Below are 15,577 nucleotides of genomic sequence, written 5' to 3' on the forward strand. Positions count from 1 at the left end.
TGGCCCTGTCGTGGGCGCCGGGGTGGCGGGGGTGGCGCTAGGCGCGGCAGCTGGCGACGGACGCGCGGTACTCGCGGTCCTGCTCGAGAGGAGTGGTCCCCTCGCGCACGAGGCCGCCCACCACGCCGTACCAGCGGTCGTCGAAGGTGACCAGGCGCTGGCCCGACGAGCACCCCAGCGCCTGCCTCTCCACGAAGGAGTCGCCGTCGTTGCACCCGGCGTAGCTCCGCGGGATGGGGCCGCCGGTGACCCACACCTCGGCGCAGTCCGGTGCGTCGGGGTCCGCCGCCGGCGCCGACGGCGTCGCCGTCCCGCCGTCGGCCGGCTCGCTCGGCGTGCTGCCGGCTGCGGGGTCGGAGGCGGCCCGGTCCTCGTCCGCCCCGTCCTGACCGCACCCTGCGAGCAGCACGACGCAGAGCAGTGCCGGGAGGACGGGAACGCCCGACAGCCCGAGCCGTCCGAATCCATGCATGCCGTCACTGTAGGTGATCGGAGCCCGCTCGCCCCGCTCCCGCTCCGGGGCGGGGCGAGCCCGGCCGGGGACGCCCGGGACGACCGGTAGCCTCGGCCACCCCACCACCGACGTCGAGGAATGGCATGAGCAGCACACCGACCCGCGTCTACACCGCACGGCTCGTCGGCCTGCCCATCTTCGACCCCCAGGGCGACCAGGTGGGCAAGGTGCGCGACGTCGTGGTCGTGCTGCGTTCCGAGACCAGCCAGCCCCGGGTGCTGGGACTGGTGGCCGAGGTGTTCGGCCGCCGCCGCATCTTCGTGCCGATGACCCGGGTCACCAACATCGACAGCGGGCAGGTCTACACGACCGGGCTGCTCAACATGCGCCGCTTCGAGCAGCGCTCCACCGAGACGCTGGTGATCGGCCAGATGCTCGACCACTCGGTGACCATCGTGGGCACCGGCGTGACCGGCACCGTCTACGACGTGGCCATGGAGCAGGCCCGCAACCGCGACTGGGTGCTGTCCCGGGTGGCGGTCCAGGAGCCCGGCAAGGGGCTGCGCCGTCGCGGGCAGAGCCACGTCGTGGCGTGGGACGAGGTCACCGGCCTGACCCGTCGCGAGGACTCCCAGGGGGCCACGCAGCTGTTGCACGCGCTGAACGAGATGCGGCCGGCCGACGCCGCGTCGGTGCTCCACGACCTCCCCCAGGACCGGCAGCTGGCCGTCGTCGCCGCGATCGACGACGAACGGCTCGCCGACGTGCTGGAGGAGATGTCCGAGGAGGACCAGGTGCAGATCCTCGGCCGGATCGGCACCGAGCGTGCCGCCGACGTGCTGGAGGAGATGTCGCCCGACGACGCCGCCGACCTCATCAACGAGCTGCCGACCGAGACCGCCGAGCTCCTGCTGGACCTGATGGAGCCCGAGGAGGCCAAGGACCTGCGCCGGCTGATGTCGTACGTCGACGACACCGCCGGCGCCATGATGACGCCCGAGGCCGTCATCCTGGGGCCGGACGCCACGGTCGCCGACGCGCTCGCCCTGGTCCGCGACCCCGACCTGACCCCCAGCCTGGCGGCCTGCGTGTACGTCTGCCGCCAGCCGCTCGAGACGCCCACCGGCCGGTTCCTGGGCGTGGCGCACCTCCAGCGGCTGCTGCGCGAGCCGCCGTCGTCGCTGGTCGCCGGGGCGATGGACGAGACCCTCGAGAACGTCCGGCCGGAGGCCTCGGTCGACGAGGTCGCCGCGCACCTGGCGTTCTACAACCTGGTCGCGGCCCCGGTCACCGACGACGGGGGCCACCTGGTCGGGGTCGTGACCGTCGACGACCTGCTCGACCACCTGCTGCCCGAGAACTGGCGCGACCGCGGCACCCGCTCGGGACGCCGGCCCGGCCTGGTGACCGGCGCGGCGAGCACCCCTCCCCGGGGAGCGTCGCGTGGCTGAGCGTCCGCCCCGTCCCGCGCAGCGGGAGAACCGTGAGCGGCTGGACACCCCGCTGGTCCACCGTCGTGCGCTCGTGCGGCGCCCTGCGTACGACTCCGACGCCTTCGGGGTCTTCGCCGAGACGTTCGCGCGGTTCATGGGCACCGCGACCTTCCTGGCCTACATGACGCTGTTCGTCCTGGTCTGGGTGAGCTGGAACGTCCTCGCGCCGGAGCCGCTCCGCTGGGACGGCTACCCCTTCATCTTCCTGACCCTCATCCTCAGCCTCCAGGCCTCGTACGCCGCCCCCCTCATCCTGTTGGCCCAGAACCGGCAGGAGGCCCGCGACAAGGTCATCGGCGAGCAGGACCGGCAGGCCAACGCCCGCGGGCACGCCGACATGGAGTTCCTCGCCCGCGAGGTCGCCTCCCTGCGGATGGCGGTCGGCGAGGTCGCCACCCGCGACTTCCTGCGCTCCGAGCTGCGCTCGCTGCTGGCCGAGATCGACGACCGGCGCGAGGACAGGCGCGACGAGCAGCAGGGAACCGGCCGGGGTGACGATCCCGACGACGGCGCCCGGCACCGGGGCTGACCCGCGGTCTCCTAGACTCGGGACCATGAGCACCCCCACCGACCGCCCGACCGCCGACGCGACCGGTGACTCCGTGCTCGACCGTGTGCACGCCGCACTGGCAACGGTCGACGACCCCGAGATCAAGAAGCCGATCACCGAGCTCGGCATGGTCGACTCGGTCGCCCTGGACGAGGACGGGACCGCGCGGATCACGGTCCTCCTCACCGTGTCCGGGTGCCCGATGAAGGACACCATCACCACCGAGGTCACCGAGGCCGTCGGCCGGGTCGACGGCGTCGCCGGGGTCGCGCTCGAGCTCGGCGTGATGACCCCCGAGCAGCGCGAGGGCCTGCAGACGCACCTGCGCGGCGGCCAGGCCCAGCGCGAGATCCCCTTCGCCCAGCCCGGGTCGCTGACCAAGGTCTACGCGATCGCCAGCGGCAAGGGCGGCGTCGGCAAGTCCTCGGTGACGGTCAACCTGGCCCTCGCCCTGGCCGCGCAGGGCCAGCGGGTCGGGATCGTCGACGCCGACGTCTACGGCCACTCCGTGCCCGCCATGCTCGGCCTGGCCGACGCCCGCCCGACCCAGGTCGAGGACCTGATCATGCCGGTCCCCACCCCCAGCGGCGTCTCGGTGATCTCGATCGGGATGCTCAAGCCGCGCCGCGACCAGGTCGTGGCCTGGCGCGGCCCGATGCTCGACCGGGCGCTCGTGCAGATGCTCTCCGACGTGTACTGGGGCGACCTGGACGTGCTGCTGCTCGACCTCCCGCCCGGCACCGGCGACGTGGCCATCTCGTTGGGCCAGCACCTGCCCGGGGCCGAGGTGATCGTGGTGACCACGCCTCAGGAGGCCGCCGCCGAGGTCGCCGAGCGCGCCGGGACGATGGCCTCGATGATGCACCAGCGCGTCATCGGCGTCGTGGAGAACATGTCCTTCCTGCCGTGCCCGCACTGCACCCCCGAGCAGGACCACCGGCTGGAGGTGTTCGGCTCGGGCGGCGGCGACCGCGTCGCCGCCACCCTGTCGTCCCGCTTCGGCTACGACGTCCCGGTCCTCGGCCGGATCCCGCTCGACCTCTCGCTGCGCGAGGGTGGCGACGTGGGCAAGCCCGTGATCGAGGCCGACCCCACCTCGCCGTCCGCGCTGGCGCTGCGTGGGGTGGCCGACGCACTGGGCCGACGTGGCCGCGGCCTGGCCGGGCGTCAGCTCGGCCTGAGCCCCACCGCTAAGGTCTAGGCGTGCCTGGGTTCCTGGAGCTCGTCGTCATCGCCTTCGTCGCGATCGTCGTCTTCGGACCCGACAAGCTCCCCGACCTGGCCAAGCAGGCCGGCCAGCTGATCCGCAAGGGTCGCAACCTGGCCAACAACGCGCGCGACGAGCTCCGCACCGAGCTCGGCCCGGCCTACTCCGACCTCGAGCTGCGCGACCTCGACCCGCGCGCGGTCGTGCGCAAGCACATCCTCGAGGCGATGGAGGAGGCCGACGAGGAGGAGCGGCGCGCCCGGACCGCGCAGCGCACGCTGGCCGAGGGCGAGGTCCCGCCGTACGACACCGAGGCCACCTGAGGCTCGACCACCAGGTGCCCCGGAGTGTCCGGGAGCGTCATCTCGGGTGTCCGGGAGCGTCATCTCGGCTGTCCGGAAGCGTCATCTCGGCGGACCTGGGCGGCGGCGAGAGCGACCAGGGCGACCAGGCAGCGGCGGGCCGCGTCGGCGCCCTCCTGCAGCTCGACGAAGTCCGCCCCGACCCGCAGCAGGGTGCCCTCGTGACGTCCCCCGTCGCGCAGGTGCAGCACGCACGGGTGGCCCTCCTCGGCCAGCCGGCGCAGGAAGGCGGCCAGGCCCAGCGCGGCCACCCGCGGCCAGGCCACCTCGGGCACCGAGCGCGCTGAGGACCCGGTGACCGACTGCACCGCGACGAGCGGCACCGCCCAGTCCTGCGCGGCGCCGCGCAGCAGGAACCAGCCGTCGCCGACCCGCTCCAGGGTGCCGGCCACCGGCCCGACCCCGACCACGCGGACCACCACCGGGTCCCCGAGGGAGGCCATCAGCCGGCTGGCCAGCGTCACCGCGCGGTACTCGGCGCGGCTCCGGTCGGCGATCTCGGGCGCCCGGTCGGCGTCGTAGAGCGTCTCCGCCCGACCCTCCAGCTCGTCGAAGAGGTCGAGCAGGTGCTCGTCTGTGCCCATGGCGCCAGCCTGCCAGAGCGGCCGCTGTGGAGGGCCGGTTGACGACCGGGTCGAACAGGCGTTGTCTGATCCAAACGGACGCAACCGCACGCATTGGAGCACCCGATGACGCCTCCCCCGCACCTCGCCCGGAGGGCGGCCGTCGTCGTCGCGGCCACCCTGGCCGTGCTGCTGGTCGCCGCCCTCGCGCTGCCCGAGCTGGTCGCGGTGCGCTCCGGCGTCCAGGGCTGGTCCTGGCGCTCCGCCTCGTTCGAGGAGCTGCTGGTCCCGCTGTGCGCGCTGGCCGCCCTGGTCGCGGGCGGCTGCTGGTGGGCCGGCGTCCTGCGCCTGGTCGTGGCTGCCGCTCCCGGGGCCGACCCTGCGCACCTGCCGGCACCGGCCGGACTGCCGCCGTGGCTGCGTCGTGCCGTCCTGGCGGCGTGCGGCGGCGTCCTGGTCGCCGCACCGGCCGTTCCGGCGCTGGCTGCCGGCGGGACCGGCGGCGCCGGCGGCGCCGGCACGGACCCGATCGCGGCCCTGGCCCTGCCCGCCGCGACGGGCGACCTGCCGAGCACCGGGCCACGCGGGCTGCCGCTGCCCGACCGCGTCGCCGGTGAGGCACCCCGCACCCACGAGCAGGGGTCGAGGTCGACGACCCCTCGTGCCCTGCCCCCTCGCGCCGCGACGGGGTCCGGGACCCCGACCCCGGGACCTCCCCCGGCGCCGCTCACGACCGTGCGGGTCGTGCCGGGCGACTCCCTGTGGGCGATCGCGGAGGCCCAGCTGCGCTCCGCCGGGGGCCCCGTCGACGACGCCGCCGTGGCGGCGCGCTGGCAGGAGATCTACGCCGCGAACGCCGGGCGGATCGGCCCCGACCCGGACCTGGTCCTCCCCGGCCAGCAGCTCGACCTCGACCGTCCCTGACCCGCCCACCCCGACCGCCCGAAGGAGACCGCCATGTCCTCGACAGTCGTCCCGCTCCGCCCACCCGTGCCGATGGTCGGGGTCCAGGGCACGCTCGCCCTGGCCCTGGTCCCCCGGCGCGAGCCACCGCCGGTCGCGGCCGTGCCGCCCGGTGACGACGGCTCGCGGACCGTCGAGGCGTGGGCACGCCGTGTGGTGCAGGCGGCGCTCGAGATCGTCGGGGGCGACCGCCCGGCCAGCCAGCTGGTGCGCTGGGTCGACGGCGAGGTCCTTTCCGACCTGCAGCGCCGCGCCTGGCTGGTGGCCCACGCCGGCGGTCACACCCCCGGCGTCGCCCGGGTCCAGCCGGTACGACCGAGGGTGCTCAGCGTGCACACCTGCGTGATCGCCGAGGGCGTGGTCGAGGCCGGCGTGCACGCCGCCCACGGCCCGCGGTCGCGGGCCGTGGCCACCCGGTTCGAGCGGCGGCGCGGACGCTGGGTCTGCACCGCCCTCGACTTCTCCTGAGCGCGGGCCGCGCTCAGCCGTTGGCGCGCGCGGTCAGACCGGTCGGTCCGCCCGCCGCGCCGTGGCAGCGCTTGAACTTCTTGCCCGAGCCGCAGGGGCACAGGGCGTTGCGGGTCGTGCCGGCGAACTCGTCGTCGCCCACCTCGCCCTCGGCGCGCACCTCGGCCTCGCCGTCCTCGCTGGGCGCGGTGTAGGACAGGCCCTGGGGCTGGGTGGGCCGCTCCAGGCCCTTGGCCCGGATCGTCGGCACCTCCCGACGCATCGGCTCGTCGTCGACCTCGGCGTCGGCCCCGTCGGGGGCGACCAGCACGGACTCGGGCTCCTCCTCGACGGTGACCTCGAGGTTGAACAGGAAGCCGACGGCCTCCTCCTTGATGCCGTCCATCATCGCGGTGAACATGTCGTAGCCCTCGCGCTGGTACTCGACCAGCGGGTCGCGCTGCGAGTAGGCGCGCAGGTAGATGCCCTCGCGCAGGTAGTCCATCTCGTAGAGGTGCTCGCGCCACTTGCGGTCGAGCACCGAGAGCAGCACCCGACGCTCGAGCTCGCGCATCACCTCGTCGCCGACCTCGGCGGTGCGGGCGTCGTACGCCGCGTGGGCGTCGGCCTTGAGCAGGGTGACGACCTCGTCGACGTCGAGGTCGGCGCGGCTGCCGGCCTGCTGCTCGACCTCGGCGATGCTCACGCCGACCGGCCAGATCTGGTTCAGGTCGGTCCACAGCTGCTCGAGGTCCCACTCCTCGGAGAACTGCTGGGCCGAGCCGCGCACGGTGCCCTCCACGACGTCGTCGAGGAACCCGCTGACCTGCTCCTGCAGGTCGGCGCCCTCGAGCACCTCGCGACGCTCGGTGTAGATGACCCGCCGCTGGCGGTCCATCACGTCGTCGTACTTGAGGACGTTCTTGCGGGACTCGAAGTTCTGCGACTCGACCTGGCCCTGCGCGTTGGCGATCGCGCTGGTCACGCGCTTGTTCTCGATCGGAACGTCGTCGGGGATCTTCATCATGGTCAGCACGCGGTCGACCCACTCGGACTTGAACAACCGCATCAGCTCGTCCTCGAGGGACAGGTAGAACCGGGACTCACCGGGGTCGCCCTGGCGGCCGGACCGTCCACGGAGCTGGTTGTCGATGCGCCGGGACTCGTGGCGCTCGGTGCCGACGACGTAGAGACCGCCGAGCTCGCGGACCTGGTCGTGCTCGGCCGCGACCTGGGTCTTGAGGCGCTCCAGGGTCTCGGGCCAGGCGGCCTCGTACTCGTCAGCGGTCTCGCCGACCGGCTCGAGGCCACGGCGGCGCAGCTCCTCGTCGGCGAGGAACTCCACGGACCCGCCGAGCATGATGTCGGTCCCGCGACCGGCCATGTTGGTGGCCACCGTGACCGCGCCGCGGTGCCCGGCCTGCGCCACGATCTTGGCCTCGTCGGCGTGCACCTTGGCGTTCAGCACGTTGTGCGCGATGCCGCGCTTGACCAGCAGCCGCGACAGGAGCTCGGACTTCTCGACCGAGACGGTGCCCACGAGGACCGGCTGGCCCGCGCGGTTGCGCTCCTCGATGTCGTCGGCCACGGCCTCGTACTTCGCGGCCTCGGTGCGGTAGACGAGGTCCGCCTGGTCCTCGCGCCGCATCGGGCGGTTGGTCGGGATCGGCACGACGCCGAGGCCGTAGGTCTTGTCGAACTCACTGGCCTCGGTCATCGCCGTGCCGGTCATCCCGGACAACGTCGAGTAGAGCCGGAAGAAGTTCTGGAGGGTGACCGTGGCCAGCGTCTGGTACTCCTCGCGGACCCGGACGCCCTCCTTGGCCTCGATCGCCTGGTGCAGGCCGTCGTTGTAGCGGCGCCCGGCGAGCATGCGGCCGGTGTGCTCGTCGACGATGAGCACCTCGCCGTCGATGACGACGTACTCCTTGTCGTTGCGGAACAGCTCCTTGGCCTTGATCCCGTTGTTCAGGAAGGAGATCAGCGGCGTGTTGGCCGACTCGTAGAGGTTCTCGATGCCCAGGTGGTCCTCGACCTTGGTGATGCCGGGGCCCAGCACCGAGATGGTGCGCTTCTTCTCGTCGACCTCGTAGTCGGTGTCGCGGTCGAGCTTGGCGACGATCTTGGCGAACTCACCGTACCACTTGACCTCGTCCTGGGTGGGCCCGGAGATGATCAGTGGCGTCCGCGCCTCGTCGATGAGGATGGAGTCGACCTCGTCCACCACGGCGAAGTGGTGACCCCGCTGGACGCACTCCTCGAGCGAGCCGGCCATGTTGTCGCGCAGGTAGTCGAAGCCCAGCTCGTTGTTGGTGCCGTAGGTGATGTCGCAGGCGTACGCCTCGCGCCGCTCGGCCGGCCGCATCGACGGCAGGATCACGCCGACGGACAGCCCCAGGAAGTGGTGGACGCGGCCCATCATCTCGGACTGGAACTTCGCCAGGTAGTCGTTGACGGTGACCACGTGGACGCCCTGGCCGGTCAACGCGTTGAGGTAGGCCGGCAGCGTGGAGACCAGCGTCTTGCCCTCACCGGTCTTCATCTCGGCGATGTTGCCCAGGTGCAGCGCGGCCCCGCCCATCACCTGCACGTCGAAGTGCCGCTGGCCCAGGACGCGCCGGGCCGCCTCCCGCACGGTCGCGAAGGCCTCGGGCATCAGGTCGTCGAGGCTCTCGCCGTCCGCGTAGCGCGCACGCAGCTCGTCGGTCATGCCCTGCAGCTCGGCGTCGCTCATCGCGACGAAGTCGTCCTCGATGGCGTTGACGGCGGCGGCCACGGTCTCGAGGCGGCGCACGATCTTGCCCTCGCCGAGGCGGAGCAGCTTGTCGATGATGACGGGCACGGTGCTGCGACTCCTAGGATCGGGGGCCGACGACGTCGCGCGTCGGCCTTCCCATGCTACCCAGGGGGGCGAGCGCCACCCCAACCCGCGGCCAGCGCCCCGGACAGCGGTGCGGCCAGGTCGCCGCGCTCCCCCACCCGGACCTCGGCCAGCCCCAGCCACCCGGCCAGGCGCACCAGCTCGGCGGCCAGCTCCTCGGCCGTGCCGGCCGGCGCACCGTCCTCGGCGAAGGCACCGGGCACCCGCAGCACCCCGGCGGCCCGGTCGGCCTTGAGGTCCACCCGGGCCACGATCTGGTCGCCGAGCAGGAACGGCAGCACGTAGTAGCCGAAGCGTCGCTCGGCGGCCGGGACGTAGATCTCGATCCGGTAGTGGAAGCCGAACAGCCGCTCGGCGCGCTCGCGCTCCCACACCACCGGGTCGAACGGGCTGAGCAGCGTCCGTGCGGTCACCCGGCGGGCGCGGCGGGCGTCGCGGTGCAGCCAGGCCGGGCGGTCCCAGCCCTCGACCCGCACCGGCTCGAGCTCGCCGGTCTCGACCAGCACCTCGACCGCCGGGCGCACCTGGTCCAGCCGCGGCAGGCGGTAGTAGTCCCGCAGGCACGGCAGCGTGGCGACGCCGTGCGAGCGGGCCGCGCGCCGCACCAGCTCGAGGTGCTGGTCGGCGACCGACGGCGTGGGCGCCTCCAGCACGTCCCGCGGCAGCACCCGCTCCGGGAGGTCGTAGAGCACCTCGAACGAGCCGGTGCGCCCGGCGATCGCGAGGTCCCCGACCAGGTAGAGGTAGTCCAGGACCTGGCGCGCGCGCGACCAGTTCCAGCCCCAGTGCTCCCGGCTCCGGGGCAGCCCGTCGTCGAGCTCGCGGGCCGTCGAGGCTCCGCGGTCGGCGATCTCGGCGAGCAGGGCACGCTCCAGGTCCGTGCCCTCCTCGAGCACCGTCCACTTCCCGCGCCGGGCGCGGTAGTGGTCGCGACGGTGCGCCATCGCCGGCCACAGCCCGACCGGCATCAGCGCCTGCACGTGCGCCCAGTACTCGACCAGGTGCCGTGGCGACCTCTCGGCGGCGCGGCCCAGGAGGTCGGTGTCGTACGGCCCCATCCGCGCGTAGAGCGGCATGTAGTGCGCGCGTGCCAGCACGTTGACCGAGTCCACCTGCAGGACGCCGGTCCGGGCCACCGCGCGGTCCAGGGTGCGCATCGTCGGCGCGGCGTGGGCCGGGTCGCAGAAGCCCTGGGCGGCCAGCGCGACCCGGCGCGCCTGGGCGGTCGAGAGCGAGAGCACGGGTCAGCTGGGCAGCTCGAGCAGCTTCTCCTTGAAGGCGTACATGACGGCCTCCATCCGGGAGTGGAGCTGGAGCTTCTCGAGGATGTTGCGCACGTGGTTCTTCACGGTGTTCTCGCTGATCGTCAGCCGGCGCGCCACCTCGCGGTTGTTCAGCCCGAGCGCCACCAGGCGGAGCACGTCCATCTCGCGGTCGGTGAGCCGCAGGTTGGCCGCGGTGCGGCGGTCGGGACGCGACATCTGCTTGAACTCGTCGATCAGCTTGACCGCCATGGACGGGCTGATCAGCGACTGGCCCTCGACCACCACCCGGACGGCCTGGGCGACCTCCTCGATGGAGGAGTCCTTCAGCAGGTAGCCCGACGCCCCGCTCTTGACCGCCTCGTAGAGGTCGCTCTCCTCGTCGGAGACCGTCAGCATGATGATCTTGGTCGTCGGCACGGACTCCTTGATCGCCAGGCAGGCCTCGATCCCCGAGCGGCGCGGCATCCGCACGTCGAGCAGCACCACGTCGGGCGCGGTGCTGATCGCCAGCGCGATGCCCTGGTCGCCGTCGCCGGCCTCGCCGACGACCTCGAGGCCGTCCTCGACGGCGAGCAGCATGGTCAGCCCACGGCGGAAGAGCTCCTGGTCGTCGACCACGATCACGCGTACGGGCTCCGGCGCGGCGGAGGCAGGCGAGCTGGGGGCGACCACGTCGGCATCATCGCACGACGACGGGGCGTGGCCCTCCGGCCACGCCCCGTCGTCGGTGGGTGCGGCTACTCCTCGACGAGGTCGAGCGCGATCACCCCGTAGTCGTAGCCCCGTCGCCGGTAGACCACCGCGGGACGCTCGGACTCCTTGTCGACGAAGAGGTAGAAGTCGTGGCCCACCAGCTCCATCTCGTAGAGCGCCTGGTCCAACGTCATCGGGGTCGCCGGGTGCGACTTCTCGCGCACCACGAGCGGTCCGTCGCCGGTGACCTCGATCGGGCCGACCCGGTGCTCGCGCGCCGTGTCGTCGGCGGTCTCGTCCTCGCCCGCGGCGAGCAGGTCGGCGTCGATCGGGACGTCGGCCAGCGCCTGACCGACCGAGACCGGGGTGCGACGACCCCGGTGCACGCGGCGCCGGTCCGAGGCGCGCCGCATCTGCTCGGCCATCTTGTCCAGCGCGAGGTCCAGGGCGCCCATCTCGTGGTCCGCGGCCGCCTCCGCCCGGATCACCGGGCCCTTGGAGAAGGCGGTGAGCTCGACGTGGGTGCTGCGGTCGTGCTGGCGGGGGTTGGCCTCGCAGTCGACCTCCACGTGCACCCGGATGATGCGATGGTCGTGCTTCTCGAGACGTGCCAGCTTCTCCTCGGCGTGGCTGCGGAACCGATCACTCAGCTCGCAGTGGCGTCCGGTGACGACGACCTCCATGGGGACCTCCTGCACTCGTAGGACACCGGTCGGCGGGGGCACCGACCGGGTGGGGGTGTGACGTGTGCTTCCGGTGGTGCGGAGGAGCCCGCCCGGCCGACCTGGTCTTCGACCCCACAACCGCCTGCGGCAGCGTTCGCAGCTCGTCTGCCATCTCTGGCGCCACTACTGGCCGTCTCCCGCGGACACCGGTGTCTGACCGGTGGCACGGGGCAGGACTTACCTCTAAGCCGCACCGTGATCGTCCCGGTCGGGGCACGCCCCGGCGGGACTTACGTGGACCGTTTCGCCTGCGACTGGCATCGGCTTGCCGTTCTCGCGCCCTGGTGGGCGCGACGTCGGCGCAACCACGGACCCGGGCGGACTCCATGACGAGACGTTAGTGGGTGGCCGGGGCGGGCGAAAGGTCGGAGGGCCCATTTCGTCGCAGGGTCGTCGCAGCGACAGCCGCCACCGCGAGCACCGGCACCCCGCTGGCCTCGAGGGCGCGCTGCGCCTCCCGGACCGTGGCACCGGTGGTCACGACGTCGTCGCAGACCACCACCCGCGCCCGGCCCACGCGGCGCGCGAGACGGGCGAGGCGGCGGGCGTCGCAGGCCATCGAGCCGGCGAGGTTCGCGGCCCGGGCCGACGCGGTGAGGCCGGACTGGTCCAGCACCCCGGGGCGCAGGCGCAGCAACGGGGCGACGACGACCGGCGCGCCGAGGGCCGGGCGCAGCCCGGTCGCGGCCGCCCGGGTCATCCGTGCGGTGGCGTCGTGACCGCGCGCCCGGACGCCGGCGCGTCGCGACGGCACGGGCACGAGGACGACCGGCGCCGGGCAGGGTCCCCCCGGCGCCGGTCCCTCCCGCAGGGCGGCGGCGACGGCGAGGGCCAGCCACCCGCCCAGCGGGGCGGCCAGCGCCAGCACGCGTCGCTCCTTGTGGGCGAGGACGGCGTCCCGCACGGCACCGGCGTACGGCGTGGCCGCCCACGGCGGCACCAGCCCCTCCGGTGGCGGGTCCGGCCAGCAGCACCACGGGTGCGGGTCCGGGGCGGCCGCGCACCGCGGGCACCACGGCCGGCCGGGGGCCGCGCAGCCCACGCAGGTCGACCCCGCCACCAGGTCGAGGGCGGCGTCCAGGACGGCGGGGTGCACGGCGGGGTGCACGGCGGGGTGCACGGCGGGGTCAGCCGGCGTAGCCGAGGGAGCGCAGGACGACCCCGGTCACCGCGACCTCGCCGCCGGAGCTGACGTCGACCAGGCGCGAGCGGCCCACGGCGTAGGTGGGCTGGTCGACCACCGGGCTGCCGGCGAGCCCGCGCACGGGCCCGCGGACCGTCGTCGACAGCGTCGACAGACCGCTGGGTGCCCCGTCGACGGTGATGGTCCGCACCTCGACGAGATCGTCGCGCACCGTGCTCAGCAGCGAGGCCGTGGTCGGGGACGTCCACGCCAGGTCACGCACCCGCAGCCGCCCTCCGTCCTCCGACACGATCCGGGTGTCGGCGACCGCGCCGCGGACCCGGCCCTGGTCGGTCACCAGGATCCGTGCGGTCTGCAGCCGGTCGGAGCGTGCCCCACGGACCACGGCGACCAGCCGGGTGGCGTCGCGCGAGACCAGGACGTCCACGACGTCGCGGCCGGTGACCCCGGGCACCCGCACCTCGCGCGGCTGCCCGGACCCGACCTCGTCGACGTGCAGCACCCGCGCGCCGTCGGCGGTCCGGTCCACCAGCCACAGCCGCCCGGCGACGTCCCAGCTCGGCGTCAGCAGGTCGGTGGCGCCGCTGACCACCTCCTGCACCTGTCCCTGGTCCTCCCCCTCGCGGACCGGCGCCTGGAGCACCGACGTGCCGTCGCCGCCGACCGCGGCCGCCGTCGCGCCCGCGAGGTCCACGGCCACCGAGCGCACACCGAAGGCGTCCTGGCCCAACGGGCCGGACACCCGCTCCAGGTCGCCGGGCGAGCCGGAGACGAGCAGGCCGGCCCGGTCGAGGCCGTAGAGCAGGTCGCTGCTCTGGTAGCCGGTCGGGTCGTACGGCGCACCCCCCTCCACCGAGTAGGCCGACACGCCGCCCGGCAGCGGCACCGGGACCCCGCCGATGCTGACCCGGATCGCGGCGATCGAGCTGTCCTGGCGCATCGTCCAGGCCAGCTGGGCCAGCATCAGCGCGTTGGCGTCCGCCGAGCGCACGGGCGCGTCGCCGGTCAGCTCGACGTCGGCGACCCCGTCGTCGTCGATCGGCACCGACAGCCCGAGACCGAGCCCGTCGGGCAGGAAGGACCGGGTCGCGAGCCGCGCGGCTCCCGCCGGGCCGGCCAGGAGGCCGTTGACCAGGTTGCTGGCCAGCTGCTCGCCGCGGGGCACGAAGACGGACTCGGGCACCAGCACCTGCCCGGTGCGGTCGAAGAAGTAGAGCGAGACGCTGCGGAAGCGCTGCTCGAACCAGGAGGCCGGGACGACCAGGGCGTCGGGCGGGTCGGCGATCCGGAACTCCCCGTCCTCCATCACCATCCGCAGCCGCAGGGTCGAGGCCCTCGGGCCGAGGTCCCCGACCCACGCGCCCCGGTCGTCGAGGCGCTCGGCGGAGGTGAGGGCGATCGCCGCCCCGCCGGGCACGCTGACCGGTGCCATCGAGTCGGTGTAGATGATCGTCGAGGCGTCCGGGTCCCAGCTGGTGCGGGCGTCCTCGGCGAGGTACTGCTGGGCGACGCTGCTGCGGATCGGGGTGGCGGTCATCGCCTCCAGGAAGCCCTGGGCCACCTGGATCGCCGAGGCCCCGGGCTGCGGCGGCACGGGATCGATCGCGGTCGCGCGGCCGTCGCCGCTCCCGGAGGCGGTGTCGGTCTCCACCACGGGCCCGCTGGCCGGCATCTGCATGCAGCCGGCCGCGAGGCCGAGCACCAGCAGCACCGCGGCCACCACCGCCACCCGCCGGGCCGGCGGGTGGGAGCGCAGGGGGCTGCGGCCGGTCCGGGGGCCGGTCCGGGGGCCGGTCCGGGGGCCGGTCACGACGACGCCCCCGCCAGCGGTGCGTCGTCGGTGGTGGGCTCGGCGTCCACCGGCGCGAGGGGCAGCGGGCTGTGCCGGAGAGCGGCCCCGACGCGGCGCGGGAGCGTGAGACGGAACTGGGCGCCCTGGCCCGGGCGCCCCCAGGCCTGCAACCACCCGCCGTGCAGGTGCGCGTCCTCCAGGGCGATCGAGAGCCCGAGGCCGGTCCCCCCGCTGGTGCGCGCCCGCGCGGGGTCGGCGCGCCAGAACCGGTTGAAGACCATCGAGGCCTCCCCCGGCGCCAGGCCGACCCCGTGGTCGCGGACCGTGACCGCCGCCCCGTCGGCGTCGGCGGCCACCCGGATCTCGACGCCCGCGCCGGCACGCGTGGCGTCGGCGTGGTCGATGGCGTTCGAGACCAGGTTGCGCAGCACCCGCTCGACCCGGCGCACGTCGGCCTCGGCCACGCAGCGCCCGTCGGCCGGGAGCACCTCGACCCGGACCCCGCGCTGCTCGGCCAGGGCGCGGGTCGACTCGACCACCCGCTGCGCGGCCTCGACCAGGTCGACGTCCTCGGCGTCGAGCACCGCGGCGCCGGCGTCGAACCGGCTGATCTCCAGCAGGTCGCTGAGCAGCGTCTCGAAGCGGTCCAGCTCGGTCTGCAGCAGCTCTGCGGCCCGGGCGGTGGCCGGCTCGAAGGACCCCCGCGCGTCGTGGAGCAGGTCCCCGGCCATCCGGACGGTGGTCAGCGGCGTGCGCAGCTCGTGCGACACGTCGGCCACGAACCGGCGCTGCACCCGGCTGAGCTCCTCGAGCTGGCGGATCTGGCGCTGCAGGTTGCTGGCCATCTGGTTGAACGAGGTCGCCAGCCGGGCGATGTCGTCCTCGCCCCGCACCCGCAGCCGCTCCTGCAGCTGTCCGGCCGCGAGCCGCTCCGCGACCTGGCGCGCCAGGCGTACCGGCGTCACCACCTGACGGGTCACCAGCAGGGTGACCCCGGCGACCAGCACCATCAGCAGCAGCCCGGCCGTGAGCATCGCC

The 15,577-nt window shown here is 74.0% G+C and carries 15 protein-coding genes; 6 read left to right on the plus strand and 9 right to left on the minus strand.

The window, feature by feature from the left end; genetic code table 11:
* Positions 1 to 37 precede the first annotated feature (37 nt).
* On the minus strand, positions 38 to 472 hold the full coding sequence (locus tag ENKNEFLB_RS16330; protein WP_214056357.1) for a hypothetical protein: 435 nt from the start codon (positions 470 to 472) through the stop codon (positions 38 to 40).
* 125 nt (positions 473 to 597) lie between these two features.
* Here ENKNEFLB_RS16330 and ENKNEFLB_RS16335 point away from each other — a divergent pair, with 125 nt between their 5' ends.
* From ENKNEFLB_RS16335 to ENKNEFLB_RS16350, 4 genes are read left to right on the plus strand one after another with little or no spacing between them, the layout of a single operon-like run.
* Positions 598 to 1,905 (plus strand): magnesium transporter MgtE N-terminal domain-containing protein, encoded by a 1,308-nt coding sequence (locus tag ENKNEFLB_RS16335; protein WP_214056358.1) that lies wholly within the window; start codon positions 598 to 600, stop codon positions 1,903 to 1,905.
* The gene (locus tag ENKNEFLB_RS16340) at positions 1,898 to 2,476 is read left to right on the plus strand and encodes a DUF1003 domain-containing protein (RefSeq protein ID WP_214056359.1); all 579 of its coding nucleotides are present in this window, start codon (positions 1,898 to 1,900) and stop codon (positions 2,474 to 2,476) included. The genes ENKNEFLB_RS16335 and ENKNEFLB_RS16340 overlap by 8 nt, the downstream gene beginning before the upstream one ends.
* Before the next feature lie 25 nt (positions 2,477 to 2,501).
* Positions 2,502 to 3,698, plus strand: a complete 1,197-nt coding sequence (locus ENKNEFLB_RS16345) for an Mrp/NBP35 family ATP-binding protein (protein ID WP_214056360.1) — start codon at positions 2,502 to 2,504, stop codon at positions 3,696 to 3,698.
* 2 nt (positions 3,699 to 3,700) lie between these two features.
* The gene (locus ENKNEFLB_RS16350) at positions 3,701 to 4,027 is read left to right on the plus strand and encodes a sec-independent translocase (protein WP_214056361.1); all 327 of its coding nucleotides are present in this window, start codon (positions 3,701 to 3,703) and stop codon (positions 4,025 to 4,027) included.
* Positions 4,028 to 4,086: 59 nt separating this feature from the next.
* Here ENKNEFLB_RS16350 and ENKNEFLB_RS16355 read toward each other — a convergent pair whose 3' ends face one another.
* Positions 4,087 to 4,650 (minus strand): hypothetical protein, encoded by a 564-nt coding sequence (locus tag ENKNEFLB_RS16355; protein ID WP_214056362.1) that lies wholly within the window; start codon positions 4,648 to 4,650, stop codon positions 4,087 to 4,089.
* Positions 4,651 to 4,755: 105 nt separating this feature from the next.
* On the opposite strand from ENKNEFLB_RS16355, the gene ENKNEFLB_RS16360 reads away from it, so the two are divergent.
* On the plus strand, positions 4,756 to 5,553 hold the full coding sequence (locus ENKNEFLB_RS16360; RefSeq protein WP_214056363.1) for a LysM peptidoglycan-binding domain-containing protein: 798 nt from the start codon (positions 4,756 to 4,758) through the stop codon (positions 5,551 to 5,553).
* Between the two features lie 33 nt (positions 5,554 to 5,586).
* A complete protein-coding gene (locus tag ENKNEFLB_RS16365; RefSeq protein ID WP_214056364.1) occupies positions 5,587 to 6,060 on the plus strand; it encodes an Rv3235 family protein in 474 nt (157 codons plus the stop codon).
* 13 nt (positions 6,061 to 6,073) lie between these two features.
* On the opposite strand, the gene secA is transcribed toward ENKNEFLB_RS16365, so the two are convergent.
* The 7 genes from secA to mtrB form a co-directional block, all read right to left on the minus strand.
* Positions 6,074 to 8,881 carry a preprotein translocase subunit SecA gene (secA, locus tag ENKNEFLB_RS16370; protein WP_214056365.1) on the minus strand — a complete coding sequence of 936 codons (2,808 nt, stop codon included), beginning with the start codon at positions 8,879 to 8,881 and terminating at the stop codon, positions 6,074 to 6,076.
* A gap of 56 nt (positions 8,882 to 8,937) precedes the next feature.
* Positions 8,938 to 10,161, minus strand: coding sequence for a winged helix-turn-helix domain-containing protein (locus tag ENKNEFLB_RS16375; RefSeq protein ID WP_214056366.1), 1,224 nt, complete (start codon positions 10,159 to 10,161; stop codon positions 8,938 to 8,940).
* Positions 10,162 to 10,164: 3 nt separating this feature from the next.
* Positions 10,165 to 10,857 carry a response regulator gene (locus ENKNEFLB_RS16380; protein WP_246535606.1) on the minus strand — a complete coding sequence of 231 codons (693 nt, stop codon included), beginning with the start codon at positions 10,855 to 10,857 and terminating at the stop codon, positions 10,165 to 10,167.
* A 65-nt stretch (positions 10,858 to 10,922) separates the two neighbouring features.
* Positions 10,923 to 11,561 carry a ribosome hibernation-promoting factor, HPF/YfiA family gene (gene hpf, locus ENKNEFLB_RS16385; protein ID WP_214056367.1) on the minus strand — a complete coding sequence of 213 codons (639 nt, stop codon included), beginning with the start codon at positions 11,559 to 11,561 and terminating at the stop codon, positions 10,923 to 10,925.
* Positions 11,562 to 11,940: 379 nt separating this feature from the next.
* Positions 11,941 to 12,723, minus strand: coding sequence for a ComF family protein (locus ENKNEFLB_RS16390; protein ID WP_246535607.1), 783 nt, complete (start codon positions 12,721 to 12,723; stop codon positions 11,941 to 11,943).
* A 7-nt stretch (positions 12,724 to 12,730) separates the two neighbouring features.
* Positions 12,731 to 14,557, minus strand: coding sequence for an LpqB family beta-propeller domain-containing protein (locus ENKNEFLB_RS16395; RefSeq protein ID WP_214056368.1), 1,827 nt, complete (start codon positions 14,555 to 14,557; stop codon positions 12,731 to 12,733).
* Entirely contained in the window at positions 14,554 to 15,573 is a 1,020-nt protein-coding gene (gene mtrB / locus ENKNEFLB_RS22685; protein ID WP_246535608.1) for an MtrAB system histidine kinase MtrB, read from the minus strand. Before mtrB ends, ENKNEFLB_RS16395 begins: the two co-directional genes overlap by 4 nt.
* Between the last annotated feature and the right edge of the window lie 4 nt (positions 15,574 to 15,577).

Source organism: Nocardioides aquaticus, assembly GCF_018459925.1.
GTDB classification, from domain to species: Bacteria; Actinomycetota; Actinomycetes; order Propionibacteriales; family Nocardioidaceae; genus Nocardioides; species Nocardioides aquaticus.

Excerpts from the sequence above, each read along its gene's own strand:
- hpf (WP_214056367.1), bottom strand. The coding sequence starts at position 11,561 with ATGGAGGTCGTCGTCACCGGACGCCACTGCGAGCTGAGTGATCGGTTC.
- ENKNEFLB_RS16330 (WP_214056357.1), bottom strand. The coding sequence starts at position 472 with ATGCATGGATTCGGACGGCTCGGGCTGTCGGGCGTTCCCGTCCTCCCG.
- mtrB (WP_246535608.1), bottom strand. The coding sequence starts at position 15,573 with ATGCTCACGGCCGGGCTGCTGCTGATGGTGCTGGTCGCCGGGGTCACC.
- ENKNEFLB_RS16345 (WP_214056360.1), top strand. The coding sequence starts at position 2,502 with ATGAGCACCCCCACCGACCGCCCGACCGCCGACGCGACCGGTGACTCC.
- ENKNEFLB_RS16360 (WP_214056363.1), top strand. The coding sequence starts at position 4,756 with ATGACGCCTCCCCCGCACCTCGCCCGGAGGGCGGCCGTCGTCGTCGCG.
- ENKNEFLB_RS16335 (WP_214056358.1), top strand. The coding sequence starts at position 598 with ATGAGCAGCACACCGACCCGCGTCTACACCGCACGGCTCGTCGGCCTG.
- ENKNEFLB_RS16355 (WP_214056362.1), bottom strand. The coding sequence starts at position 4,650 with ATGGGCACAGACGAGCACCTGCTCGACCTCTTCGACGAGCTGGAGGGT.
- ENKNEFLB_RS16365 (WP_214056364.1), top strand. The coding sequence starts at position 5,587 with ATGTCCTCGACAGTCGTCCCGCTCCGCCCACCCGTGCCGATGGTCGGG.